Source organism: Paenibacillus sp. FSL R7-0189 (assembly GCF_037969925.1).
In the GTDB taxonomy this organism is placed as follows: Bacteria; Bacillota; Bacilli; order Paenibacillales; family Paenibacillaceae; genus Paenibacillus_AQ; species Paenibacillus_AQ odorifer.
Genome location: NZ_CP150223.1, coordinates 1191952 through 1217161, shown reverse-complemented (window position 1 = coordinate 1217161; position 25210 = coordinate 1191952). Strand labels below are relative to the sequence as shown.

23 protein-coding genes are annotated in these 25210 nt (G+C 45.7%); 6 read left to right on the top strand and 17 right to left on the bottom strand.

What is annotated here, in order from left to right; genetic code table 11:
* Positions 1-38: 38 nt before the first annotated feature.
* From MKY63_RS05260 to MKY63_RS05250, 3 genes are all read left to right on the top strand, one after another.
* Positions 39-1448 carry a PLP-dependent aminotransferase family protein gene (locus tag MKY63_RS05260; RefSeq protein WP_339811864.1) on the top strand — a complete coding sequence of 470 codons (1410 nt, stop codon included), beginning with the start codon at positions 39-41 and terminating at the stop codon, positions 1446-1448.
* A gap of 206 nt (positions 1449-1654) precedes the next feature.
* Positions 1655-2350, top strand: coding sequence for a hypothetical protein (locus MKY63_RS05255; RefSeq protein WP_339811861.1), 696 nt, complete (start codon positions 1655-1657; stop codon positions 2348-2350).
* 115 nt (positions 2351-2465) lie between these two features.
* Positions 2466-2651 carry a hypothetical protein gene (locus MKY63_RS05250; RefSeq protein WP_339811859.1) on the top strand — a complete coding sequence of 62 codons (186 nt, stop codon included), beginning with the start codon at positions 2466-2468 and terminating at the stop codon, positions 2649-2651.
* Positions 2652-3138: 487 nt separating this feature from the next.
* Here MKY63_RS05250 and MKY63_RS05245 read toward each other — a convergent pair whose 3' ends face one another.
* The 9 genes from MKY63_RS05245 to MKY63_RS05205 form a co-directional block, all read right to left on the bottom strand.
* Positions 3139-4548 (bottom strand): nucleoside recognition domain-containing protein, encoded by a 1410-nt coding sequence (locus MKY63_RS05245; protein WP_339811857.1) that lies wholly within the window; start codon positions 4546-4548, stop codon positions 3139-3141.
* Complete coding sequence (locus MKY63_RS05240) at positions 4526-5257, bottom strand: FeoB small GTPase domain-containing protein (protein WP_038568974.1); 732 nt, start codon at positions 5255-5257, stop codon at positions 4526-4528. The genes MKY63_RS05245 and MKY63_RS05240 overlap by 23 nt, the downstream gene beginning before the upstream one ends.
* Entirely contained in the window at positions 5254-5508 is a 255-nt protein-coding gene (locus MKY63_RS05235) for a FeoA family protein (protein ID WP_036679839.1), read from the bottom strand. The genes MKY63_RS05240 and MKY63_RS05235 overlap by 4 nt, the downstream gene beginning before the upstream one ends.
* 225 nt (positions 5509-5733) lie before the next feature.
* On the bottom strand, positions 5734-6192 hold the full coding sequence (locus MKY63_RS05230) for an SRPBCC domain-containing protein (protein WP_339811852.1): 459 nt from the start codon (positions 6190-6192) through the stop codon (positions 5734-5736).
* Between the two features lie 105 nt (positions 6193-6297).
* Positions 6298-7254, bottom strand: a complete 957-nt coding sequence (locus MKY63_RS05225; RefSeq protein ID WP_339811849.1) for a YafY family protein — start codon at positions 7252-7254, stop codon at positions 6298-6300.
* A gap of 144 nt (positions 7255-7398) precedes the next feature.
* Entirely contained in the window at positions 7399-9345 is a 1947-nt protein-coding gene (locus MKY63_RS05220) for an ABC transporter permease (RefSeq protein ID WP_038568977.1), read from the bottom strand.
* On the bottom strand, positions 9320-10090 hold the full coding sequence (locus MKY63_RS05215; protein ID WP_036679832.1) for an ABC transporter ATP-binding protein: 771 nt from the start codon (positions 10088-10090) through the stop codon (positions 9320-9322). Before MKY63_RS05215 ends, MKY63_RS05220 begins: the two co-directional genes overlap by 26 nt.
* A 239-nt stretch (positions 10091-10329) precedes the next feature.
* Positions 10330-11328 (bottom strand): sensor histidine kinase, encoded by a 999-nt coding sequence (locus tag MKY63_RS05210; RefSeq protein ID WP_036679831.1) that lies wholly within the window; start codon positions 11326-11328, stop codon positions 10330-10332.
* Positions 11325-12023, bottom strand: coding sequence for a response regulator transcription factor (locus MKY63_RS05205; RefSeq protein ID WP_036679829.1), 699 nt, complete (start codon positions 12021-12023; stop codon positions 11325-11327). Before MKY63_RS05205 ends, MKY63_RS05210 begins: the two co-directional genes overlap by 4 nt.
* 1741 nt (positions 12024-13764) lie before the next feature.
* Here MKY63_RS05205 and MKY63_RS05200 point away from each other — a divergent pair.
* The gene (locus MKY63_RS05200; protein ID WP_076145513.1) at positions 13765-14670 is read left to right on the top strand and encodes a GNAT family N-acetyltransferase; all 906 of its coding nucleotides are present in this window, start codon (positions 13765-13767) and stop codon (positions 14668-14670) included.
* Positions 14671-14922: 252 nt separating this feature from the next.
* Here MKY63_RS05200 and MKY63_RS05195 read toward each other — a convergent pair whose 3' ends face one another.
* A complete protein-coding gene (locus tag MKY63_RS05195; RefSeq protein WP_036680436.1) occupies positions 14923-16077 on the bottom strand; it encodes a phosphodiester glycosidase family protein in 1155 nt (384 codons plus the stop codon).
* A gap of 246 nt (positions 16078-16323) precedes the next feature.
* On the opposite strand from MKY63_RS05195, the gene MKY63_RS05190 reads away from it, so the two are divergent.
* Both MKY63_RS05190 and MKY63_RS05185 read left to right on the top strand, forming a co-directional pair.
* Positions 16324-16911, top strand: a complete 588-nt coding sequence (locus MKY63_RS05190; RefSeq protein ID WP_339811843.1) for a histidine phosphatase family protein — start codon at positions 16324-16326, stop codon at positions 16909-16911.
* Between the two features lie 77 nt (positions 16912-16988).
* On the top strand, positions 16989-17807 hold the full coding sequence (locus MKY63_RS05185) for a GGDEF domain-containing protein (RefSeq protein WP_326048192.1): 819 nt from the start codon (positions 16989-16991) through the stop codon (positions 17805-17807).
* Positions 17808-17872: 65 nt separating this feature from the next.
* Here the strand turns inward: MKY63_RS05185 and MKY63_RS05180 are convergent, their stop codons facing one another.
* The 7 genes from MKY63_RS05180 to MKY63_RS05150 all read right to left on the bottom strand — a co-directional run bounded on the left by MKY63_RS05180 (position 17873) and on the right by MKY63_RS05150 (position 25120).
* Positions 17873-19105 (bottom strand): SLC45 family MFS transporter, encoded by a 1233-nt coding sequence (locus MKY63_RS05180; RefSeq protein WP_036680370.1) that lies wholly within the window; start codon positions 19103-19105, stop codon positions 17873-17875.
* A 4-nt stretch (positions 19106-19109) separates the two neighbouring features.
* Entirely contained in the window at positions 19110-19847 is a 738-nt protein-coding gene (locus tag MKY63_RS05175) for a glycerophosphodiester phosphodiesterase (RefSeq protein WP_076129570.1), read from the bottom strand.
* Between the two features lie 103 nt (positions 19848-19950).
* Entirely contained in the window at positions 19951-20817 is an 867-nt protein-coding gene (locus tag MKY63_RS05170; protein ID WP_339811832.1) for an STM4011 family radical SAM protein, read from the bottom strand.
* Entirely contained in the window at positions 20814-22163 is a 1350-nt protein-coding gene (locus MKY63_RS05165) for an STM4012 family radical SAM protein (RefSeq protein ID WP_339811830.1), read from the bottom strand. The genes MKY63_RS05170 and MKY63_RS05165 overlap by 4 nt, the downstream gene beginning before the upstream one ends.
* Before the next feature lie 32 nt (positions 22164-22195).
* Complete coding sequence (locus MKY63_RS05160) at positions 22196-22978, bottom strand: STM4013/SEN3800 family hydrolase (protein WP_038568987.1); 783 nt, start codon at positions 22976-22978, stop codon at positions 22196-22198.
* The gene (locus MKY63_RS05155) at positions 22978-24339 is read right to left on the bottom strand and encodes an STM4014 family protein (RefSeq protein ID WP_339811826.1); all 1362 of its coding nucleotides are present in this window, start codon (positions 24337-24339) and stop codon (positions 22978-22980) included. The genes MKY63_RS05160 and MKY63_RS05155 overlap by 1 nt, the downstream gene beginning before the upstream one ends.
* Positions 24275-25120 (bottom strand): STM4015 family protein, encoded by an 846-nt coding sequence (locus MKY63_RS05150; protein ID WP_076296819.1) that lies wholly within the window; start codon positions 25118-25120, stop codon positions 24275-24277. The genes MKY63_RS05155 and MKY63_RS05150 overlap by 65 nt, the downstream gene beginning before the upstream one ends.
* Positions 25121-25210: the final 90 nt, after the last annotated feature.

Below are 25210 nucleotides of genomic sequence, written 5' to 3'. Positions count from 1 at the left end.
AATATGATTACTAGGTTGTTCGGAGAGGAGTTGGTCAGATGAAAAAAGTTGTAGGAGCGGAGCATAATCATCCCTTGTTTCGACAGGTCTATGAATTTCTATTAAATCGCATGGAGCGAGGGGAGTGGGTTGCATATGATAAGCTTCCTTCTATACGGCTGCTGGCGGAGGAGCTTAAGGTACATCGACTGACCGTATTCAAAGCGTACAGACGGTTGACGGAGGATGGAAAGGTTTATGTAAAAGATAAATCAGGATATTACGTGGCACCCATAATCTCGCTTCCTGCTATTGAAGTAGGAGCCGCAGTATCGGCTTATGCGCTCACTAACCCGCTGTCTGATATTCAGAGAGTGCCAGTTAAGTATCAGTTCTCGCAGGCACTGATTGATCCGGGGCTGCTGCCGAATCTTTTTCTATCTGACTATGTCAAAAAAGTGTTCGATCTATATCCCAAGGTAATGGGAACGTATGCCTCGGTCCAGGGGGATAACGAGCTGCGTGAGACGTTAAGCCACCACTTTCGGAAGCAACATCGGCTGCAGTTAACTTCGGAAGAGCTGCTTATTACCTCGGGTGCGCAGCAGGCGATCAATCTGATTGCCCGGATTGTGCTTGGTCCTCTGGATACGGTGCTTGTGGAGCGGCCTACTTATAGTGTTGCTATGGATATTTTTCGCCGGGAGGGGGCACGGTTGGTTCCGGTAGAGATCACTCCGGAGGGATATGATCTGGAGGAAGTAGAAGCTTTGATGAAAAAGCATAAGCCGCGTATGTTCTACATTAATCCAACGCATCACAATCCAACTGGATACACGGTGCCTGTGCAACAGCGCAAGCTGTTGGTAGAACTGGCCGAGCGTTATCGCTGTTTACTGGTGGAGGATGACCCGTTCCGTGATATGTATTTTGATGAGGAGCCACCGCCGCCCTTTTTTGCTTATGATACGGAGGGCTGGGTGATTTATATCAGCAGCTTCAGTAAATATGTAGCCCCTGGCTTACGAATCTGTGCGGTGGCCTGCCGATATCCATTTATGGAGCGTCTGATCACGGCCAAATCACTCGCGGACAATGGCACTCCGCTGCTGAATCAAAAAATATTTCTACATTACTACACCTCCCCACGCTTGCAACAGCATCTCGGTAAGCTGCGCATTGCGCTTCAAGTGCATAAGGAAATTGTAGAAGAGGAGCTGGAGGGGACTGGCTGGGAATGGACGACTCCGCAAGGAGGATTAAATCTATGGGTGAAACTACCGGAGCATCTTACGATGGATCGCCTGTTTACTTCAAGTATGGCGCAGTCGATCGCTTTTGTTCCTGGGGAGTTATTTGATCCACTGGGGGAAATGAAGTCAAGGCTTCGCCTAAGTTATTCCTTTGCGAGCGAAGGGGTGCTACGCGAAGGAATACAGCGTTTGATTGGGATCGCGCACAGTTTGTGAGTGGGTACAGCAGGTATGGGGGATTAATGAAGAGGATATGAGGAGTTAAAGAAGATCAGGGGAATTAAAGAAGAGGATTAGAGGAATTAAAAAGAGGATTAGAGGAATTGCTCCCGGATAAACTTGTATTGTATCACTTGTTTGGGAATTCTTGTAACACTTTCCACGTTTGCTCCGTCTGTAAGGTAAAGAAGGGGGTTATCAAAGTGCGAAAGATCAATTTCCGAAAGATCAATTTCCGAAGTCCAATGATGATATTTCTAGGTGTCCTATTAATATTTACGGCTTTGCTGACGGTGCGGCCCTCAGTCACTTACGCCTGTTCCTGTGTTATGCCTGCGGAGCCACTGGAAGCTCTTGAGAAAAGTACAGCTGTCTTTGTCGGGAAAGTAGTGGACATGAAGGAGCCGTCACAGGGGAACATAATTTCTTCTGCTGATCCAGTAAAGGTAACCTTTGAGGTGGATTCCAGCTGGAAAGGGGTCGAGGGGAATCAAGTTACATTGACTACGGCTTTATCTTCTGCAAGCTGCGGCTTTGAGTTTGTGGAAGGGGAAAGTTACATTGTCTATGCTTATGCTAGAGACGGTGGAGACTCTGGTAATCTGGAGGCTAGTTTATGCAGTCGAACTAAGCGGCTAACCGCTGACTCAGTGGATCTGAAAGAACTGGGGCCCGGTATTTCGGCAACGACACCTACCGCTTCTCCGGAGGTAACCCCGAATAATTCACCGGAGTCAGGAGCTGGGAGTAATGAGTCTGATTTAACGGGGAATTCTTCTGGGGACAGTGATTCCTTTCCTCTTGTTAATGTGGGGATTAGTGGAATAATTATCGTTCTAGTAGCTATCGCTGGGGCTGTTCTATACCGTCGTAGAAATGATGGAACGCGCAAAAAATGACTCTACCTGTAGAGTCACGTCATGTAATGGTGAGATCAAAGTAGGCAGTAAGAGTATATAAGGTGTTGTGCTGAAATAAGCGGTCGCTCGGGATAACATCCGAGCGACCGCTTATTTGTTTGAGATGACCTTGAGTAACTGGTGGGCTTGTTGGTGGCTGCTGGTGCTGGTGGTTGTGCTGGTGCTGGTGCTGGTGGTTGTGCTGATGCTGGTGCTGATGCTGATGCTGGTGCTGGTGCTGGTGCTGGTGCTGGTGCTAGTGCTCAATTGTAGCTCGGAACCATCTAGAATCAATAATTAGGGAAATCCTCCCTGATTTTATCGTGTTTTACTCAATATTAGCGATAATTGGGGAATTCCTCCCTAAAATTCTGCGGAAATTGCCCTTTTTTCCTAAAATCGGCTAATTATTAGGGAGAAATTCCGCAAAAAGTTCAATGTGTGCTTATAAAGTTCGATTATTAGGGAGAAATTCCGCAAAAAGTTCAACGTGCGCTTATGAAGTTCGATTTTTAGAGAGAAATTCCCTAAATATGAGTTCAAGGAGGGCAGAATTCTGTGAAGCAAGATGAACTCTAGATATTGTAGGGTGTTACAAAGTGTAGCAAGGTTAATTTGGGTGATGTGATTAAGGTGAATTTAATGAGTTAATGATGAATTTTTGCGATGTAAGTTGAAATCAGTTGAAGTTAGTTGTGAAGTTACTTGAAGCTAGTTGAAGTCAGATAAAGTTAGTTAAAGTTAGACGATGTCACTTGAGTTTAGATCGCAAACCTACCTCACCCTCGTCACACCCACCCAAATAACCGGGCAAGCTGAGCGACAGCAAAGGTTACTCCGATGGCGATACCCAGCGGAATGACTGCTGAGAGAACGGCCCATTTCATGCTTTTTGTTTCCTTGTAAATGTTCACGAGTGTCGTACCACAAGGATAGTGGAGCAGGGAGAACAGCATCATGTTGAGTGCGGTCAGCCAGGTCCAGCCATGTGAGAGAAAGACATCTTTGATACTGCCTAAACTGTCGATATCAACCATAGCGCCTGAGGACATATAGCCCATAAGCAAGATAGGCAATACGATTTCATTCGCAGGAAGTCCAAGAATAAAGGCCATGATGATAAAGCCGTCCATGCCGAGCATATGTGCAAACGGATCAAAGAATGCAGCCATATGATTCAGTACAGAATCGCCGCCAATAAACAGATTGCCTAGAATCCAAGTGATAATCCCGGCAGGGGCAGCAACGACGATAGCCCGAGTAAGTACGTTAAGGGACTTATCTTTGGAGGAAATAAGTATGGTCTTCCAGATTTGTGGACGGCGGTAGGGAGGAAGCTCCAATGTGTAATGTGTGGGAACCCCACGCAGCGCAGTTTTGGACATGACCCAGGAAACGGTTAAGGTAACAATGATGCCGATTAGAACCATTCCCATTAGGACGGAGGCAGTGGTGAATGTACGAAGCGCACCTGTCGTAGCGGCTCCTGCCATAAATAAGGAAGACAATAAAATCAGCGTGGGCCAGCGGCCGTTGCAAGGGACAAAATTGTTGGTCAGTATAGCCAGCATTCGTTCACGCGGCGATTCAATGATTCGTGTGGAGAGTATAGCAGCCGCATTACAACCGAAGCCCATGGACATGGTTAAAGCTTGCTTGCCATGACCACCTGATTTTTTGAACAGTCGGTCCATGTTAAAAGCAACGCGTGGCAGATACCCGAAATTCTCAAGCAGAGCGAATACGGGGAAAAAGATCATCATTGGTGGCAGCATGACACTGATTACCCATGAGGTGCCTCGATACAAGCCAAGCACAAGCACGCCGTGCAGCCAAGCCGGGGCATGGAGAGCCTTAAATCCCGCTGTCAGATATCCTTCGATGAAGCCAAAGAAGGAAGCGAGCCAGCTAGAAGGGTAGTTAGCCCCGGCAATCGTAATCCAGAATACGACACCGAGAATGGCGAGCATGATGGGAAAACCCCAGATTTTGGAGGTCACGATATTATCCAGCTTATAAGTGCTGTTCAGTTTCTTCTTATCCCGATAAGTAACTGCATCCCCGCAGATGCCTGCAGATACCCCGTAAATACCACTGACAATCTCATCCCGAATGGCTCCGCCGTCAGCGAGCTTTTTTGCGGTAGACAATAGGGAATCTAGAGCGTCAGATCCCTTAGTGATAGGCAGTGACTCCATGGCCGATGACCTCCTTTGCTTCGGGTAAATCCTTGCTTTTCATATGCTCTTTGAGTGAAGTAAGCAGGCTGTCATCACCGTCCAATAAGCGCAGTGCAATCCAGCGAGCGGGATATTTGGTGCCGATGGTTTGCTCTACCAATGGTGTAAGCTCGGCAATTCCCCGTTCGATCTCTTCGTTGTAACTAATGCGCAACGGCTGCGCTGTGAATGCGCCTGTAGCCACTCGCTCCACTTGATCCAATAAGGCATCGATCCCGATTTTATTGCGTGCCGATATCGCAACGACGGGTACGCCGAGACGTTTGGAGATACTCTTCAGGTTGATGTCGATGCCCAGCTTACGTGCTTCATCAATGAGGTTGATGCAGACAACCGCCCGTCCGGTAATCTCCAGCACTTGCAAGGCAAGATTGAGATTACGTTCCAGCGAAGTAGCGTCAAGCACTACAAGTGTCACGTCTGGCTGTTCAAAAATAATATAATCTCTAGCCGCTTCTTCATCCGCGGAATTTGAGTATAGGGAGTACGTTCCTGGTAAATCTACCGCGAGGTATGAATGGTTATTGTGTTTGAATTCGCCTTCGGCAGTAATGACGGTTTTACCTGCCCAGTTTCCAGTATGCTGTCGCATGCCGGTTAGCAGGTTGAATAGTGTGCTTTTTCCAGTGTTAGGATTGCCTGCAAAAGCGACGGTGAACTGACTCATGCTTCTACACCTCCAATTAATTCTCCGAATATTAAAGAACTTTCTTCTCTACGCAGTGCAATGGTCGTATTGCTTACCCGAAAAGCTATAGGATCTCCTAATGGACTACGCCGCAACACCTCTACGATATTCCCGACTACGAACCCGAGGTCCAGTAATCTTCTTCTAAGCACACCTTGGACTTCAATGTCGCTGATGCGCAGCGTGCTACCCTTTGCAGCTTCTGATAAAGGAATAGTTGTTCCAGTCATGAGATCCCTTCTTTCATTTATATTTTTACCGCCTATGGTTTTTATTTTGTGTATTAGAACATTTCTTGTGGTCTGGCACAACATTAGTATATGGCAACAACTTTGTCCCTGCAACAAGAATGTTTCCCTTAGGCAAAATAAAATTAAGCAAAAAAAAACCTGACGAAAGAGGGCTTGTACGCTCTTTTCCGCAGGGTTGAGCTTAATTCCTAATTAACATTAAAATTACGACCAGCTGCCAAAATCAAGTGTACGTCCGGTCTCGACCAAGGTTTTAATATTACTCAGAACCTGCCACCAGGCGCTGATACTGCCAGTATATGAAGGATCATCAGGATGCCATTCATCGTGGATAAGCGTAAGCTTAGTAGTTCCACCCACCGGTTCAAGCAGCCAAGATATACGCGATTCATATCTTTCTGTACCCTTATGATAGGAGGGGCCGACCTTATGCGTGAAACGAAACGCTTTTTGTGGAGTGAACTCCAGCAGAGTCCCATATACATGTATCGTTTCATCGCCATCTTCACCGGGACCAACATATTCCAGCAATTCGCCTTCTTTAAAGGTGGATTGGATTACGCTCCCGTAGTAAATCTGTTTAGTACCTTCCGGAGAGATCAAAGTCTCCCATACCTGCTCAGGTGTTCCGCCAATATAAAATTCATAGTGAAGTTCTTTCATTTGTTATTCCTCCTTGGTTTGTACAATCATTTATTCCCTTAGACTTATTTACACTATACAAAAGGATCACTGACAACTACGGTCAGTGATCCTAAAATAATCATTTTAAGTTTTATAATAAGCTGCCAGATCGGTAGCTATAGCGGACAGCTTTTGCTTCAGAGCTAAAGGCTCTAGGATTCGTAGTGTTGATCCATAAGGCAACAAGAAGTAAGGCGCATAAGTCAGTAAGGAGGTCTCATCGACTTGAAAGCGGGCTTGTCCGTCAATACGCTGCACCAGAGTATGTCCAAACAGCCAATGACTGCATAGATCGTTCAGGATTCCTTCATCAGCGGCGATGACTACTGCTATGAGTTTCTCTGGAGTATTTGGTGTTGGCAGCAAGCTTTTTAACAAAAAATCACGTGCAGAGAAGTCAGCAGGACGGGCAAACACAGCTTCTGTACGTTTCAGTTCAGTCATTCTATCGACTCGGAAAGACCGAATTCCTTGCCTCTGATGGCAATAAGCAACGGTGTACCACTGCCCTTTCCACAGTACAAGTCCATAAGGATCAATAGCGCGGGAAGAAATTGTCTCCCCGTTTCCCTTCCGATATTCCATCTGGAGGGTATGTCCGTTCGCCGTCGCTAATTCAAGCTCTTGCAGCAGGTGGGGAAGCGGCACAGCAGGGGAGTGGATGGTTTCTATCCCGCCCTCATGACGCTCCATCTTTTCTAATTGCTGCGCATTGCTGTATCGTTTCAGTTTGGCGATTGCTTGATCTAGAGCTTCTACATAAGGATATCCAGTTCCCCGCGCAAAGGAGGCGGCTTGCAGGAGGGAACGCTGTTCGTCGGAGTCAAAGAATAACGGGGCCTCGGAAAAATGCTCCGGAAGGCTATAGCCACCACCAGGTCCACTATCCGCGATAATGGGTACGCCACTGATGCATAACGCGTCGATGTAACGATAGACAGAGCGGACACTGATCTCTAGCGCTTCTGCTAGTTCCCCGGCGGTTCTTCCCCGTTGCTTGAGCATCCAGAGAATGGATAACATGTGATCAGCCTTGGACATAAATCAAGAACCTCCTTGCTTCATTAATTAATAGCTCACTAACTATAGCAAATTGCCTAATGATCAGCTAGAGAACCTTTTGGTGCTGACATAAGTTCCAAGCCGCGAAGTACATCCAGGGTTATGATTCTTTTCGACATGTCGTTACACCATTATTTTCTTGAGACTATGAATGTAACGTGATCTCGCAATAAGGAAATAGATAGTTTGCACAACCAGAAATACAGCTGATGTAGTAAGCACGGGCACAGTTACATTTGTGATATTAATCTGTTTCAGTATCGGACGAATCACGACAAGAGTCTGGATGGTGGCAATAATAATCGGAATATAGAAAAGTACCGAAATCTGTTTGGTAGCAGAAGCTGACATTTCTTTAGTGCTTAAACCGATTTTGGATAAAGCATTATACATTTGCTTATCTGTATTGAGCTCAGTATGAAGCTTAAAAAAGAGAAAGCTGGCCGATGAAAGCGAGAAGATCAGAGCGATAAAAATCCCTATAAAGCTAAGCATGGCAGCTCCCTGCTTGGTCGATAGATAGCTGTCTGCTCGCGATCCCAGTATAGAGCTGTATTGATGGTTAGCCTTGTTAGCGGCTTTATTCCATTGGATGAGGTCTCTGGTGACAACAGCTTCAGCTGAGCTGTCATTAGGTGTAGGACCGTCCCATGCAGGGATTTTGTATAGATATTTCACATAAGGTCTCGTGTACTTCTCTGTTGAAGTAGAAATCTTATGATATAAGTTGTCATCTACGATTAGAAGTGAGGTGGCCATTGGATCTACTGGATGCACCTTTGGTGTTCGTAATTCTTTTAGCATCAGCTCCTCATCTTTCTGAACCTTCAAATGAATCGCTCGATCAGCAGCAAAATTCTGTGAATCCATATGTGGGTTCAGCAGTAATACAGCTTCTTTTTCAGACAAGGGCCCAACCTCGGACACATCCATTTGTAAGCCCAGTTGATTGAACTGTGAGCGGGATATCAGATCAATTCCAAGTATTTTTTCCTTATCGATTCCTTGAATGGAAGCAGAGATTAGTTCTACTTTATTCTCTGTGTACTCGACTTTAGCATTCTTTAATTTAGTGTGAATGGGCTCTAAATCTGGTGCTTCATCCTTCGGATCATAAATCGTATAACTCACAGCGAATGGGGATTTTTTATAGAGGTCTGAGTTCGCTTGATTAATCGATAAAAGAATCCCCGATGCCATGCAGGCAAGCGAGGTAACTACAGTTACAAGGAAGAGCATTCTTGCATTGTCTTTAATCTTATAACTCATCTCAGAAATCCACAGCAGATTGGTTCCGCGCCACAGCCGCTTGCGTCTTAGTTTTAGTAAGCGAATGCCCAATACAGATAACTGAGAGTAGAAAAAGTAGGTTCCAGCGATACCTGTGACAGCGGCGACTAACAGTGAGGTCGGGGACAATTGCTTCCGAATCGCGAGAGCGCCGACGGTCAACAGTAGAAGCCCAAAGAATGAGAACAATAAGGAGACACGGGGTTCTTTTTTAGGTTTAACATTTCCCTTAAGCAGTTCAAGAACTTGATGCTTACGAATGAACAATAATGTGAAGATCGAAATGACCAGAAATAATGAAATGAAAGAGATAGAGGTAATCATTAACGCCTTCATTGGCCAATAAAAGGGCAGTGGCTCCATGCCCATAATTGTCGTGCTTAGCAGCAAAAATAACTTGGATAAAAGCATGCCGAAAGACACACCTGTTACAATAGAGAGCAGTCCGATAAGCATATTTTCTATAAGAATCAGCTTGTTGATCTGGCCAGGGCGTGCGCCTAAAATCATCAGTATGCCGAACTCCAGATTACGCATTTTCAGAAATGCGCTAATCGAATATAGAACGAAAAAGAACGCAAAGATAAACACGATGTAAGAAGCAATTTGCATGCCGGAGGCTGAATTCGCACCCAGCTCGATGTTGGTAATACTAGGGTGGTAAATAAAGACTGAATAAGAGAAAAAGATCATGACCATAAAAGCACTGCTTAAGAAAAAAGCAAAATAAGCGCGTGAATTACGGCGTACATTATTAAACGCGAATTGAGGAAAGTTCATGACTATTCCCTCCCCAGAACGAAAGTGTGTCGATAATCTTTTGGAAGAAGGCCTGACGGTTATCGCCCCGATGAATTTCCGCTGCTAGTTTGCCGTCTTTTATAAAAACAATTCGGTTGCAGTAGCTCGCTGCCAGTGGATCATGTGTTACGAGCATTAGCGTGGTGCCTTCTTTGTGATTAATATCCTCCAGCGATTCCATCACCATCCGCGAAGAATTGGAGTCAAGCGCACCCGTAGGTTCATCGGCCAAAATAATCGAAGGAGAGGTGATGATCGCCCGGGCAATTGCGGTCCGCTGACGTTGTCCCCCTGAAATTTCATAGGTGCGTTTGCTCAGAATATCGGTAATGTTTAAGCGTTCTGCGACTCTTTGAAGCAAGATCTCCATCTGGGAGAGCTTACGGTTATCCAAAGTCAGGGGCAGCACAATATTCTCGGCGACGGTTAATGTCTCAAGCAGGTTGAAGTCCTGAAACACAAAGCCTAGTTGTTTTCGGCGAAAGTGGGCGAGCTCTTTTTTATTCAAAAGATAAGGGTTGCTGCCGTTGATATTCACTTCGCCAGAGGACGGCTGGTCGATTGTGGATACCATATTGAGCAGTGTTGTTTTACCGCTACCAGACGGTCCCATAATTCCGACAAATTCACCTTTTTCAATATTTAGATGAATATCAGTGAGGGCTTGGGTCACTATTTTGCCGGGGTATACCTTATGAAGTCCTTTGACTTCCAATACGTTCATATCATTCATTCCTTCCAATACAAAAATGATTTCATCCGCCTTATTCGGGGAACGGGTTATGTATATAATTTATAAGATCGAGAGATTAGCTGCTATGGATTTACCTTAAGGTTTCCTTACAGAGAAGTTAAGGTTATGTTCGCCTTTCTCCTTGTGAAGAATGGGTTGAGAGATAAGTAACCTATAAAGAAGAAGGAGGCTTCAAAGCCATGAATAATGACGACGAAGTCCCCTCAATATTATTTCTGTAGATGATCACTGTTGCTAAAAATAAGCCGCACGCGGGTTCCTTCCCCGAGCCGGGACTGAATATCCACCTTGTGTTCGAGCCTGTTGCAAATCTCCCGGACGAGATACAGCCCCATCCCTGTCGATTCATGATAATGTCGTCCGCGGTCACCCGTAAAGTAGGGATTAAAGACCCGCTTCAGATCCTCAGGAGAAATGCCGATCCCTTGATCGGTAATATCCAGAATAGTGTCGGTGCCCACACGCTGAGCTGAGAGGGTAACGGTTTTGCCAGAACCGGAGGTATAGTTTACGGCATTAGTTAAGATTTGGGCCAGCATAAACATTAACCATTTGGCATCGCTATATACCGCTAGATTGGCATCCACCTGTATATCTACTTTTATGCCCCGGCGTATGAATAGTCTGCGATTTTCGGCTACCGCCTCACTAACGGTTTTGCGCAGAAGTAACGGTTCAACTTGAAAATCATTTTCAAATCGGTCAAGTCTTGAAGTGTAGATAACCATCTCCAGCCCTCCGCGCAGACGTTCCAGTTCCTCCTGAATACTTGCGGCAGCCTCCTCTTCAAGATCCTTTAGCGTAAGCTGAATTACAGAGAGCGGGGTCTTCATTTGATGAACCCAGCGATTCATGAATACGATATGCTGATCCATCTGGCGCGCATGCGCATTCACTTGCTCTTGATACTGGCGGTCAATAAGCTGCAATAACTCATGGATAGCTTCTGAAAGAGGAGTGTCTCCTAAGGAAACAAGATGTTTTTGGAGCATGTCCATAGGTTCGCTTAATGCTGCATACAATCTCCGGTGCTGAACGTATCGGTAGCCTAGATATAGCAGTAGAACTACGGTACTCAAGGCGATTCCATAAAGCATGATAGAGATAGGTCTGTTCTCACCAGACAGCCAATACAGCAAAGGGATAAGCAGCATCTGAAGCAGATAGAATAGGATCAGTGAGATCTGGTCTCTCCAAAAAAGCCTCATGGCGTATCCTTAGAGACATTAAGCCGATAGCCAGCGCCCCTTACGGTTTCCACAATGTCGCCAAGACCGAGATCCTTGAGCTTTTTGCGGACACGGGTTATGTAGACATTTAATGTATTGTCATCTATGAAATGCTGATCCTTCCACATGAGATCGAGCAGACGCTCCCGGTTAACCACTCGTCCTTCCTTAAGCAGTAAAGCTTCCAGTAGAACCGCTTCCTTCTGGGTTAGCTCACTCGTGTGCCCGTCGTATTGGATCACATATCGTTCAGGATAGAGGATTAAACCTCCAGACTGGAGTTTATGCTCTTCTTGAGTCTGTGAGTATGAACCGTATGCTCTACGTATGTGGCTGCGGATTTTGGCAAGCACAACCTCATAGTGAAAAGGCTTAGTGATATAATCGTCCCCGCCATTCTCAAGCGCCATCACCTGATCCATTCCACTATCCCGTGCAGAAATGAACAGAATCGGGCAGAGTGAGAGGGAACGAATCTGGCGGCACCAGTAGAACCCATCATATTTAGGCAGATTGACGTCCAGTAAGATAAGGTCAGCCGAGCTTTCATTAAAAGTCTCCAGCACCCTGTTGAAATCTTCTACAATAATTGTAAGGAACCCATATTTTGATAGATACGTGCTCAGCAAGCTTGCCAGCTTGGCATCGTCCTCTATGATTAGAATTGTCTCCATATTTTCACTCCTTTGTTCAGTAATACAGTAACATGGACAAGGAAAATTATGCAAAAAGAGTACTCTTATTCGTGGTCAACGTAAGAATCTAGCTAGATTTACCGAAGGAGAATTTAGCTGATCTAAGTCTAGCTGACCTAGCCTAGCTGACCTAGCCTAGCTGGCCTAGCTCTAGCTGATCTAGCTCTAGCTAACCTAGCCTAGCTGACCTAGCTGTAGCTGACCTAGCTCTAGCTGATCTAAGCCTAGCTGATCTAGCTCTATGCAATCCAAATTTAGCTCAAGCGGCTTATCCAGACTTAATTGCACTTTGTACACTTATTTCTGCGTAGATAGTCCATAGAAGCCATTTAATTGCACTTCGTGCAACTAAAAAGGGTGAATTCGGTGCAATTAAAGGAAAACCGGAAATTTAACTGCACGAAATACAACTAAACTAACTTTTGAATGAGCATTCTGAGGAATAGTTGCACTAAATGCAGTTAACGGATGCGTGGAGCTCATATATCGCTTGAAAATGCTTGATCAGTGACTATTTCCTCCAGAAGAAGATCGCCCACTCAACAAACTTACTCTAATTGCACTTTGTACACTTATTTCTGCGTAGTTGGTCATTAGAAGCCATTTAATTGCACTTCGTGCAACTAAAAAGGGTGAATTCGGTGCAATTAAAGGAAAACCAGAAATTTAACTGCACGAAATACAACTAAACTAACTTTTGAATGAGCATTCTGAGGAATAGTTGCACTAAATGCAGTTAACGGATGCGTGGAGCTCATATATCGCTTGAAAATGCTTGATCAGTGACTATTTCCTCCAGAAGAAGATCGCCCACTCAACAAACTTACTCTAATTGCACTTTGTACACTTATTTCTGCGTAGTTGGTCATTAGAAGCCATTTAATTGCACTTCGTGCAACTAAAAAGGGTGAATCTAGTGCAATTAAAGGAAAACCAGAAATTTAACTGCACGAAATACAACTAAACTAACTTTTGAAGGAGCATTCTGAGGAATAGTTGCACTAAATGCAGTTAACGGATGCGTGTAGCTCATAATTATCGCTTGAAAAAGCTTGATCAGTGACTTTTTCCTCCGGAAGAAGATCGCGCACTCCAGAACTTTCTCTAATTGCACTTTGTACACTTATTTCTGCGTTGTTGGTCATTAGAAGCCATTTAATTGCACTTCGTGCAACTAAAAAGGGTGAATTCGATGCAATTAAAGGAAAACTGGAAATTTAACTGCACGAAATACAACTAACTATCTTTTAAAGGAGCATTCTGAGGAAATAGTTGCACTAAATGCAGTTAACGGATGCGTGGAGCTCATAATTATCGCTTGAAAATACTTGATCAGTGACTATTTCCTCCGGAAGAAGATCGCGCACTCCAAAACTTTCTCTAATTGCACTTTGTACACTTATTTCTGCGTAGATACTCATTAGAAGCCATTTAATTGCACTTCGTGCAACTAAAAAGGGTGAATTCGGTACATTTAAAGAAAAACCAGAAATTTAACTGCACGAAATACAACTAACTATCTTTTAAAGGACCATTCTGAGGAAATAGTTGCACTAAATGCAGTTAACGGATGTGTGGAGCTCATAATTTCAACTCAAGAAATGTTTGTTTTGTGAACGTACGGATCATATTCGGTAGTATAAAATAATAATAACTAATTATGATATATGCTTCATTTTGCATCCCCCTTAATATGAAATTAAAGAGAGGGGCGCGGAAAATGAACATTAATTTTAGAAGCTACCGTTCAGAAGATCTGCTAAAGGTACGTCATTTTCTTATACAAAGTTATAGTAAGCTAAAGACTCCAAATACCTGGCTTATAGACCGCTGGGAATTCGTTGTTTTTTTTCAGGAGACGAGAAGTGGAACGCTGGAGCAATGGGAACAAAAAGTAGGCTTATGGGAGTATGAGAATGGAGAGCTTGCAGCTGTAGTGTGCAGGGACGATGGGTTCTATTTTCAGTGTGCTGAGATGAATCCTCCGGAAAAATTACTTGAAGAAATGTTCGCTTTTGCTGAACAAAAAGCTGAGGAAGAGAACGGTGGTTACGTAGAGCTGTATGTGCCAATACCGGAGAATATGACTTTTGCGGCGGAGGTTGCTCGTAAGAGGGGGTACCATTTAACGGGTGGTAAGGAAAGCGTAAACTCCTTGCGATTGGATAAGGAATTTCCTGTGGAGCTCCCCTCTGGATTCAGAATTTGCAGCGGAGATGAGATCGAGGTTACTGCAAAAGCGCTCGGACATATTATGGCCTTCGACTATGCAGAAACGGTGGAGGCAGAACTCACGCTGCTGCATTATGGGAATATGAGTAACGCTCCAAGTTATAATCCGCAGCTCGATCTTAGCGTTGTGAATGACGCGGGCGAAGTGGTTTCCTTTTGTAATATTTTTTGGGACAGCAGCAATAGAATTGGTATTCTGGAGCCTGTAGGCACATCCATTAATTATCGAAAGCTGGGACTGGGACGGGCGGTCCTACACGAAGGATTTAACCGTTTAAAACAACTCGGAGCTAGTAAAGTTTACGTAGGTTCTATGCAGCCTTTCTACGAGAAATTGGGCTTTACTACTGAAGTTTGGTTGCAGGTGTGGGAATATTCAGGTCACACAGATTAAGTTGCACCGGCTGCCCCCAACATTGGATCTGTCAGCAGTACCTAAACTGGCAACGTACTATGAAAAATCCCCTTGATGGGTAAGTCATCAAGGGGATTTTTGGGTTTGAGCTCGGCAATCATATGCTGCACAGTAGTTTCATACGTCGTACAGCAATCATACCGCCATAGCAATTATGCGCTGCAAACTGCCTCTGATTGCACTTTGTACAATAGAATCATATATTCTTAGTAGCCGTCTGGCCAAGAGATTTTATTGATATTTGACTACAATCGCATTGCTGATCTGACGCCCAGGGGACGTTAGATATTTGCCGTTGTAGTAGAGCCCGCTGGATGCACCACCATCCAGATTCATGGCTTGATACGCTCCAGCTTGCTTCATCATTTCTGCCAGCTGTGGGATGGTGGCTCCACCAGTGGTCAGCAGAATGAGCTTATGGTCGCGTGTTAATCCGAGCGCGCTGCGGGCTCCGCCGCCGGTCAAGATTTTCGGATCCTTGAAGCCTTCTGCCGCAACATTAAGGGATACCTTGCCGTTCACAAGAAGACGCGGGCCGGCTTGAAGAGCTCCTTCCATGGAGCCGGAAGCGAAGCGGCTTGTGAAATCCAACCCAGGAATCAGTGACGCTAGATGGTTGCTGTCATAGGTAAAAATCGTCCGGCGATCCCCGGAGCTATTTTTAAGCATTTTTCCACCGCTGACAATGTAACCGTATGGAGCTTTGTATGCCCCTTTTGTATAGGCATCAAAAAACGTTCCGTTAATCGCAACTACGGCATTATTACGTTTAGCCAGACTGCTTAGGTCCTCCACTTTTCCGACCGTATTTCCAGCCAGTACGACATCAAGTTTCACCTTAGGATGCAGCAGGGACACTGTAACCGTCTGGGCTTTGAAGGATCTGCCGCCAACCTTGAAGGTTTTACTAGCGCTGACAACTGGTGAAGAATCCGCTTTGATTAGTGCGCCGGACTGTACAGGAACAGTGGTTGCAATATCATTACTCTTAAGGGTTAACGAAGAGGCTTCCTTATCCCAAGTTAATTGAATGCCAAGTGTTGTGCTGATAAAAGACAACGGAATATATACCGTGCCGTTATCACTGAAAGCAAGATCAGTTAGTGTAACCGACTTTTCATTGACGAGCGCAGCGGTTTGACCTAATGTAAGCGTTATGGTTGTGTCTGCATTCGTAATGCTTATACGTTTTTCGTTAGGATTCCATACAGATTGTATACCAGTGAAGCTATTTAATAGACGCAGTGGTATGTATGAATGGTTATTCTTGTCCACATAGACGGTGTTTTTAGGAAGCGGTGTTGCACCAACAGTGGAAGGGCAAGTGGCGACAAGTGGAATGAGCAGTAAGAAGGTAAGAAACAAAGTGGACCCTAGCTTTTTCATCATAAACAATTACTCCTTATCTTGTAGCTGTTGTAAAAAACGACAAGGTTTATTATACCTCATGTTCAAAAACTTGGATAACCTTTATTTTTAAATGTTCATAGGGTGAATCTGATAGAATATAGATTATATTATTTATATTAGCACTGAAGTAGCACTGAAATTAGCATTATAACTAGCACTATAACTAGCACTACAACCAGTATCACAACTGCCACTAGACTCATTAGCTAAAAGGAGATTTTTATGACTACAATAGGTTTAATTCGCCATGGAAGTACCGCGTGGAATAAAGAAGGCAGAGTGCAAGGGCATACGGATAATTCATTGGATGCTGAAGGCCTGCAACAGGCACAACTACTGGCTGAACGACTTAGCACAGAACAATGGGATTACATATATTCAAGTGATTTACTCAGAGCGCGGCAAACGGCAGAGGTTATTGCAGAAAGATTAGGCCTTGAGATCACGGGTTTAGCGCCGGGCATTCGAGAGATGTATGCGGGACTTATTGAAGGAACTACGCAGCAAGAGCGGATTGAACGATGGGGAACCGATTTGAAGACGTTAGATTTGGGTTTGGAAACTCCAGAAGCCAGCGAGCTCAGAGGCAGCGAAGTGATTGAAGAGATTGCGGCGAGACATCCAGGCAGCCATATTCTGATCGTTAGCCATGGTGCAATTTTACGCAGTAGCCTTAGAAGACTACTTCCAGAACTGGACGGCACAGTATTATTGAACAATACGTCAATTACGCGAATAACAAAATCCGAATCGGATGGCTCCTGGAACTGCGAGTTATATAATTGTGCGCGGCATTTGGAGAAAGAGTAAGTGTTCAGATAATGTTCAGAGCTTTTTTATATATTGGTATCGCAGTACAGTAAGCTAATTATTTGTAGTTCAGAAGGATGTGCGAATTAAAGGTGGTAGAGGTTCAGATTTATTTACAAACGTTAATGTCCATTATCATCGCAGGGGTTGTAGGTTATTTAGTATTGAGATTTTACCGGGATGTTGCTAGTAAGGAACCAAAACAAAGAGCGGTTTATACGGGCCTTTCCATAATAACTATCGTCGTTGGATTGTGGGCAATGCATCAGCTAGGCAAAAAATCCTTAGAAGAAACTCTAGAGGTCAATGGGGGGATTTTCACTCCGTTATTGATATACGCGCTTACGATAGCTGTTTTAATGTTTTTGCTTACACGGCTGAACCTTGTTTTGGCGGAAAGAGAGCAGCTTAAGGAACTTGCCTATAAGGATGGCTTAACGGGGCTGTTAAACAAGAATGGAATGGATCACTTTTGGGATCGCTGCAAAGTAAATGAGCAACTAGCCGTATTGTTTATGGATTTGAACCGTTTCAAATCAATTAATGACAGCTTAGGACATCATGTGGGCGATTTACTGCTGCAAGAGGTGGGAGGAAGGTTAAGTCAATTCTCCAGCAAAAGAAAACGCCATATTTTCCGCATAGGCGGTGATGAATTTGTGATCGTAGCTAAAGGCTGCAATCAGAAGGAAGCGGAGCAGTTAGCGGTGCAGATTCTGGAGAAGACGACCAGACATTATCAGCTGGGAGAGCACAACCTCTTTGTATCTGCGAGCATAGGCATCAGCATTAGTCATGGCAAGGTGGATCATTTCAGGCTGCTGCATGAAGCAGATACAGCGATGTACACCGCCAAACAGCTCGGTACAGGTCGTTATTCAGTTTATAAAAATTAGTTTGTTAAGTGTAAAATATAAGCGTCAGCCATGGACATAAATAGATGTCTAAGGCTGACGCTTTTTTAGGCTCCCGGTGTGTGAAACTTGTGGGGCACTTGCTTGCGTCCCTTCATCAAGAAAAGGCAGAGCAGGGCAACCGCCATACTAATCGCTGCTACATAGAACAGGATGGAGTAATCAAAAATATCAATCATTAGCCCCAGCAAAGGTGGCGAGCTGATCGCTGCCAATGAAGAGACCAAATAATACATTCCTGTTCGAGTACCGATACTCTCCTCAGTTCCCGTAGCAACAACATAAGGATAAGAGTTGATGTTGATACAAGCCCAGAAGATTCCTCCTGTCAGGAGCAACGCTCGAAGCACCAGCAGGTCCTGTGCAAACCCAACAAGCGCAAAGACCGTCATCAGGCCACATACGCCGACGATAATGATCTTCTTTTTCCCGAATCGCCCACCCAGCCAACCGCTCGGAATAGCGAACAGCACAAAGGCAAGGGAGAAGAAGGTAAGGGAGAAGGAGGCTGCTTGTTCACTGAGGCCCAGATGGTTTTTGCCATACAATGTAAACAAGGTTTCGACCCCTTGATAAGCTACAAACCAGAAGAAAATCGCTGCCAGTAGAAAGACTGTAGTACGATCCAGCTGGCCGCGAAAGGAGACTCTGGAAGGCTTAACTATCGTCGCAGAAGGGCTCCCCGCTGTATCGGATAGAAGCGTAGGGCTTATATTCACACCATCCCGTTTTTCTTTGATGAAGCGCGATACGATAAATAGACATAACAGGGTAATTAGTCCAGCAACGAGAAACGGCAGCGCAGGATTTGATTTATAGAGGATCGAACCCACGCCGAAAGCCAGAATTGATCCGAATCCACCCATGAAATTAATTAATCCGTTAGCCTTTGTACGCTGCTCTTCAGGTGTTATGTCGGGCATGAGAGCGACGGTAGGGGAACGGTATAAACTCATGGCTAAATTCATCAGCATCATAAATAAAAGCAGTGTAAATAGTCCGGTATGAAACGGAATCAGCATAGTCAGCACGGCAGCGAAGGGCATACCGATCATAAGATAAGGCATTCTGCGTCCAAAACGCGAGGTCGTGCGGTCACTCCGATTGCCGATCCAAGGCTGCAAGAATAAGGCGAAGTAATTATCAATCGTCATCATGAAGCTGATTAGGGCTACACTATGTACATATTTTTCGAGGAAAAAAGGTACAAATGCGTTATACAGACTCCATGTAATGCTGATGCTGAAAAAGCCGAATCCGAGCAGCCAGACTTTTTTCACACCATCACACTCCCTTGTCAGCCAGAAGTCCAGCGAGTAGGTCTGGATGATCGGTAATAATGCCTGATACACCAGCTTCAATTAAATATTTCATCCGCTCGGGATCATTAACGGTCCAAGGATGGTAGACAACGCCATGCTTTGCAGCTTCTTCGACGAATTCAGGCAGTACCGCAAAATGATACGCATGCAACGCAGTCGCTCCAAGTGTAGCTGCATAATCCCAAGGACGATACAGGCCTTCCCCGTACAGAATTCCTGTTCTGATCTCCGGTGCCAGCGACTGACAGTAAGCTAGTGAATAATGGTTGAAGCTCGAAAAAATGACGCGATCGCTCATCTTGAAATCCCGTACGGCCGCGATCACTTTTTCCTCCATGCCCGGATATAAAAAAGTGCCATTTTTAAGCTCGATATTTAGTATGGTATCTCTACCTTGCAGCAGATCTAATAAATCTTCCAGCAATGGAAGGCGCTCATCTTTGAATTCAGGTCCGAACCATGAGCCTGCGTCCACCTCCAGCAGTTCTGCGAGTGTATGATCCTTCACATAGCCGGTTCCGCTTGTCGTGCGGTTTAGAGTTTCATCATGAATGAGGACTAGGCCGCCATCCTTGGTCATTTGTACATCAGTTTCTATTCCGGTTGCACCCAGCTCAAGACCTTTGCGAAATGCTGCCATAGTATTTTCTGGACACACTGCCGACGCTCCACGATGCGCAAAATTAATGATGTTGTTCATAAGTTATTGTCCCTCCAACTTTAGTGTTTGCTATGCCCCTATAGATGGGGGCTACTTGTCATATTCCACAGAGAGTAAAGAAACCCTGTCTGGAATTTTAAAATCAGTTGTTCATAGCGCCATAAGGGATTCGTTCCAAAAGTCCATCCTCATAGATGCTCCGCAGCTTCAGCTCGGGCATATGAATATAACCGATATAACAATCGCATACCTTCATTCGGCAGCTTCTAACCGCACAGAGACCTTCGAGCCCATCACGGTAAAGATTGCCTATGACCCCTCTGTCCTTATAGCAGCGTTTCACAAGCCCAGCGCCCTGTACATAAAAAACATCTTTACCTGCATTGCAGGCTTGGCCAAGGCTTTCATAATCCATAGCATTCACAGAAAAATGTGGATCAATCTCGCTAAGGAAGGCAAAATCCTCAGCTGTATAATACTCCGGTTTATCTTTGTAAGCATTGACCCATAAGTACACGTTCTCTGGTAATGCAGAGCGAAGTGAAGCTATCGCTGAAAAAGCGCTGCGTATTCCAACGCTTCCCACACTAAATGGAACGTCGTTCTCATATAAAGTCAAACATTGCGCCAGGAATTTATCCTCCCGCACTTGTCCGGGGTGGTAGGTGGCCCAAAAGGCCACTTTTTTACGATTCAGCTGAGAGATGAAATCCAGGTTGGCAGATAGGTTGGTCTGAATCGCTACCTTCTCTACATGGTCCATATTGGAGAGAGCAATCATTGCTTCTTTGTACCAGCGATGAATCAGCCCTTCGCCATAGGGATTAAAAAATATAGAAAGCCGATGACCTGCCGCACCTTGCTCAGAGACCCACGCTACAAAGGCTTCCAGCCCCTGGCGGTCCTTGGCGAGCGTAGCTGCGCTGTCTCTTGTTTTGCCAAAAGGACAATAGGGGCAATCATAGTTGCAGGACGTGAGGGAGCCGCGGTAGTAGAGGACCGCATTCATGGCAATACGAACCTTTCCATCTGCTCTCGGATCTCCCCAGAAATAAACCAATCCCCAATCGAATCAGAGTAACCCATCCCTTCGGTGGTAAGGCGCAGGATGCCATCTTCCTCCTGCCCAAGACCGGAATGAAGCAGGTTGGACAGCTCAGGATAATCGCTCCAGAGCAATTGATCGAAACGCTGGCTGTAATCTTCAAGCTTCAGCCCTTCGCTATGTAGAATCGCCTTCAGAATAAAGCGGCGTTTCTGTTCTTCAAGACTCAGTACAATTCCGTAATCCGCAGTATCGTAACGATCCGTCGCAACGTAATCAGCAATAATGCTCTCGGTTGCTTTACGGCTTACCCCATAGCGGGAAGCATAATGCACATGGCGGGTGTAGGATCTGGCTCCGCAGCCCAAGCCGACCATTCCTTCTTCTTGGCAACTATAATCGAGAATGGGTTTAGCTGTTCCTGCGTCTTCCTTGGCGAAACGACGCATGGAGTATTGGCGATATCCTCTCGCTCTAAGCAGCTGCCCAGCGGCTTTGTAGCAATCTAGGCGAATATCGTCCTGACGCTGGATATCACCAGGCTTCACAATCGTATGCTCTCGGGTGTAGAGCGGATAGATGAAAATTTCCTCTGGCTCAAAGCTGATCGCTTGATTGAGCGAATATAGCCAAGAGTCGACCGTCTGCCCCGGAAGCCCGTAGATCAGATCTAAATTTAGTATGGGAAAATCATATTTCCCCAGCAGCTCTAGTGCCCGATACACCTCATCCGGATTTTGTGGGCGATAGATGGCCGCCGATTCAGCAGCGACAAAACTTTGGATGCCCATGCTGACCCGATCCACCGTATACTCTTTTAGAATATTCAGCTTCTCTTCGGTAATCGTCTCCGGTGAAGTTTCCACTGAGATGGAGGCTGTATTTGTATCCAGTCCCATCGTATCAACGGCAATGTGGAACAAGCGGCGGAGCTGATCTGCTGCCAGCAGGGTGGGAGTTCCACCACCGATCGCAAAACGGGCATAAGGTTTATGTCTGGTGAATTCCGCCCATTGCTTTGCTTGGCGTTCCAGTGCATCCACGTATGTGGCATGAACATTTGCGCGTTTATCAGGCAGGGTAAATAGGTTGCAGAATCCGCAGCGTGCGCCACAAAACGGAATATGCATATATAGAAAGAAAGATTCCGCAGGCTCATCACGCCAGAGTGTTTCTAGCGGCATCGGAGGCTGCAAATCCCTGTAAGCCGTTTTGTGTGGATAGGAATACAGATAAGAACGGTAAGGGTGAGCAGTAATGCTGTCTTTCCACTTGTGAAGCTCTTCTAAAGAGAAGGACGATAACGTCATATCAGTTCTCCATCCTTTCCTTGGTATAAATATTATAAAATAAATTCCCGATAAGGGACGTTCCATACCGTCTCGTGGGCTAGGCGATGCCCCTGATAGCCATCTTCCCCATAAGCGGTTCCATGATCTGAAAAAGCCAGGCAGAAGACCGGATTGCCGCGTTCCCGGAACGCATCGAACAACCGGCCCAGTTCACCGTCCACATAACGAAGAGCGGCGCGCTGGCTGTCTACGGAGTCTTTTTTAGCACCAGGTACAAAATAATGATTTGGTCCGTGAATGGCAGAGACGTTGAGGAACATAAACAATCTTTGCTCGCTAGGAGTATCCTTTAGCAGCTTCAAGGCATGGTTCACCTGATGCTCTGTGGAACGCGGATTGGTCACACCGAAGGTCATCCGCCAGTAGCTTTGCTGGAAATAGCTTGGCAACACACGAGCGAGTGGATTTTTTTTGGTGAAAAAAATAACACCTCCAATACAAACCGTACGATAGCCCTCAGCAGCAAGTCCTGACACGATATCCGGCGTATCGAACAGCCATGTATGGGGATGCGTCTTCATTCCGGTGTTTCGGGAATGGAACATGCGGATATGCTCGGTTTTATCCGTTGTGGCTGGAGTTGGCAAGAAGCCGCCGAAAAAAGCGTGATGGGCCGCATAAGTAAAGCTGCCGGGAGTATGTCTTTTCTCCCAGGGTCCCGTTCCGCACAGGTTCGGGCAGTTCGCTTCCTCCATAGTAGCTGCATCGTATCGAAGGGTATCAAGCGTGATCATTAGAATGTCATGGGTGCCAACGATAGTGTTCATATCCATTAAGAGGATCCTTCCTTTATAAGCGGTGTTGAGGGATGAGTAATATAGTCTCTGGCGGTCAATACCTTCATTTCCCATTCGTAGGTGCTACAGCCACGGTATTTCACATCGTACAGCAAATCGCCAAAAGGATTAACATCGGCGACAAAACACTGCTGCGATCCTCCAGATATCAGCACGTCTATCCCGGCAACTCCAGAACGGGGAAATGCCGCCAGCGCTTGCAACGCGGTATTTCGTACCTGCTCCTGTATGAATTCTGATAAACCGGCTTCTGAAGGAGACATCCGCTGGCTGCGTAAATGCAGATTCGTAATTGGGGTGGAACTTACACGAGCAATTGCATGACAGGCCTCGCGGAGAACCACGAGCTGGCGGATATCGAAGGCTTTGCCGTTATGGCCGATCTTAGGGATCCATTGCTCGGCATAACCACCATGTCGATAAATCCAGTTAATAATGCCGGAGATCGTGGCGGTATCTGTGTACCGCCGCAGTTTACCGGAATTATAGTAAATGGGTGGTCGGGTGATATAATTCTCGACCCCCACTGTAGTTAAGGCAACTTCGGCACCTGTAACGGGATGGAGCTGATAGGCGATCACCCCGGAAGCGGCAGAGCCGAAGGCTAGCTTGATGAATACCCGGTGCATTCGCCGGGAGATCATCATCTCACGGAGAGAGGCATAGTCCGTAGGCTGCTGTTCCTCGCCTAATGGACGAGGAATAGTGATGCCTGCCTCACTCAGAATCTGTTGTGCCCGCCGTTTATCGGTCATGGCCGCAATGTCAGCGGGGTCATTTAACCATAGCGAACCTGGACAAACCTCTTTGGCTTCGCGCTGTAGTCTAGCCAGCATGCGGCAATAACCGCGGAACCATTGCGAAGGATGATGCAGGACACCCTGCATCTCCTTCAATTGATGAGCTACCTTCACACGGAGTGGGCGCGGATCAGGTCTTTCAGCGTAGGGATGCAGCGAATCGTCAACATCAACGGCATCAGGTGCGCCAAGAGCGATTAAGGCACGTTCTACTTCAAAGCTGCTTCCAGGCGATTCCAATCTCAGCAGCGGGGGAGCCGCACTGAGATCTATTCCGTTATAAACAGCCGGCTGGCTGGATAACTGCTGCTTCTGCACTTCCAGCAGATCACCTAACGATTGACCTTGCAGAAATTCAGCGTACGATAAAATGATGGCGGGTGGCATTCCGAGATCGGAACGCGCTTGCTGAATGCCGCTAGTCCGTTTATCCCCAGGAATACCGATAACGATCATCGGCCGCATAGGGGGGTCACTCTGTGATGGAAGGATAACGCCAGTCTTCCTCATCATCGCTTTCCTGTTTGTCGCTGACATCGACAGGCAATCCACTCTGCTGCCAGCGGCTGATCATCTCATCCGACATAAAATGGTGGCTTAGATTCAATGCTTTTAGTCCTTTAATTCTCTCGCTGGCAAGAAGCAATTCAGCACCTTCGTCGCTGAGGGTACCCAGAGATAGATCTAGCGTATCCAACTGATCCAGAATTGGAGCATTTGCTACTGCACCGGCGATTTCATCTTGTATTTCGCTATTTTTTAATCCCAGATAGGTAAGTTTAGGGAACTTTCCTACTTCTAAAAGAGGTAGAATATCTGCGAGGCTTCCGTCAAAGCCGTAGTTATCTACGCCAAGATATAGTTCCAGCTTACGCAAATTCGGCAATTGGCTGGCTGCAATATTTTCAAGCACGGTTTTACTCAAGCCACCAGTAATAATAATTAGCTTTTCTAACTTGTCATGCTTTAGCTCTGAGAGGCTTAGCTCATTTCCACCTTGAATGGTGAGTGATTGTAATTCTGGAAAAGCAGGCAACAGCGGTGATAGATCGCTTTGGGTAATCCAAGAAATCTCGCACTCCTCATAACCCATCTCACCAATAAAAAGCTTGCGTAAAGCAGGGAAGCTTGCACTATGCGTAACCAGCGCATCCACAACCTCATCGGAGCTATTCTCGTAGGCTTGCCCCCAATCACCAATAATTAGGCTGGTTAGTGACGCACTTTCAGCGCTGCTGCTTAACTTCTCAATTGCTTTGCCAATTCTTTGACCTTCTTCGAATTCGTCGTATCCGATGCTAAGCTTTACTTCCGTCATGGGTGTTCCCTCCCGGAAAAATTTAACTTCGAAAATACCCTATCATCTGTAGCCGAGGGAGTCAAATAGCTGAATATAACTATAGTTAAA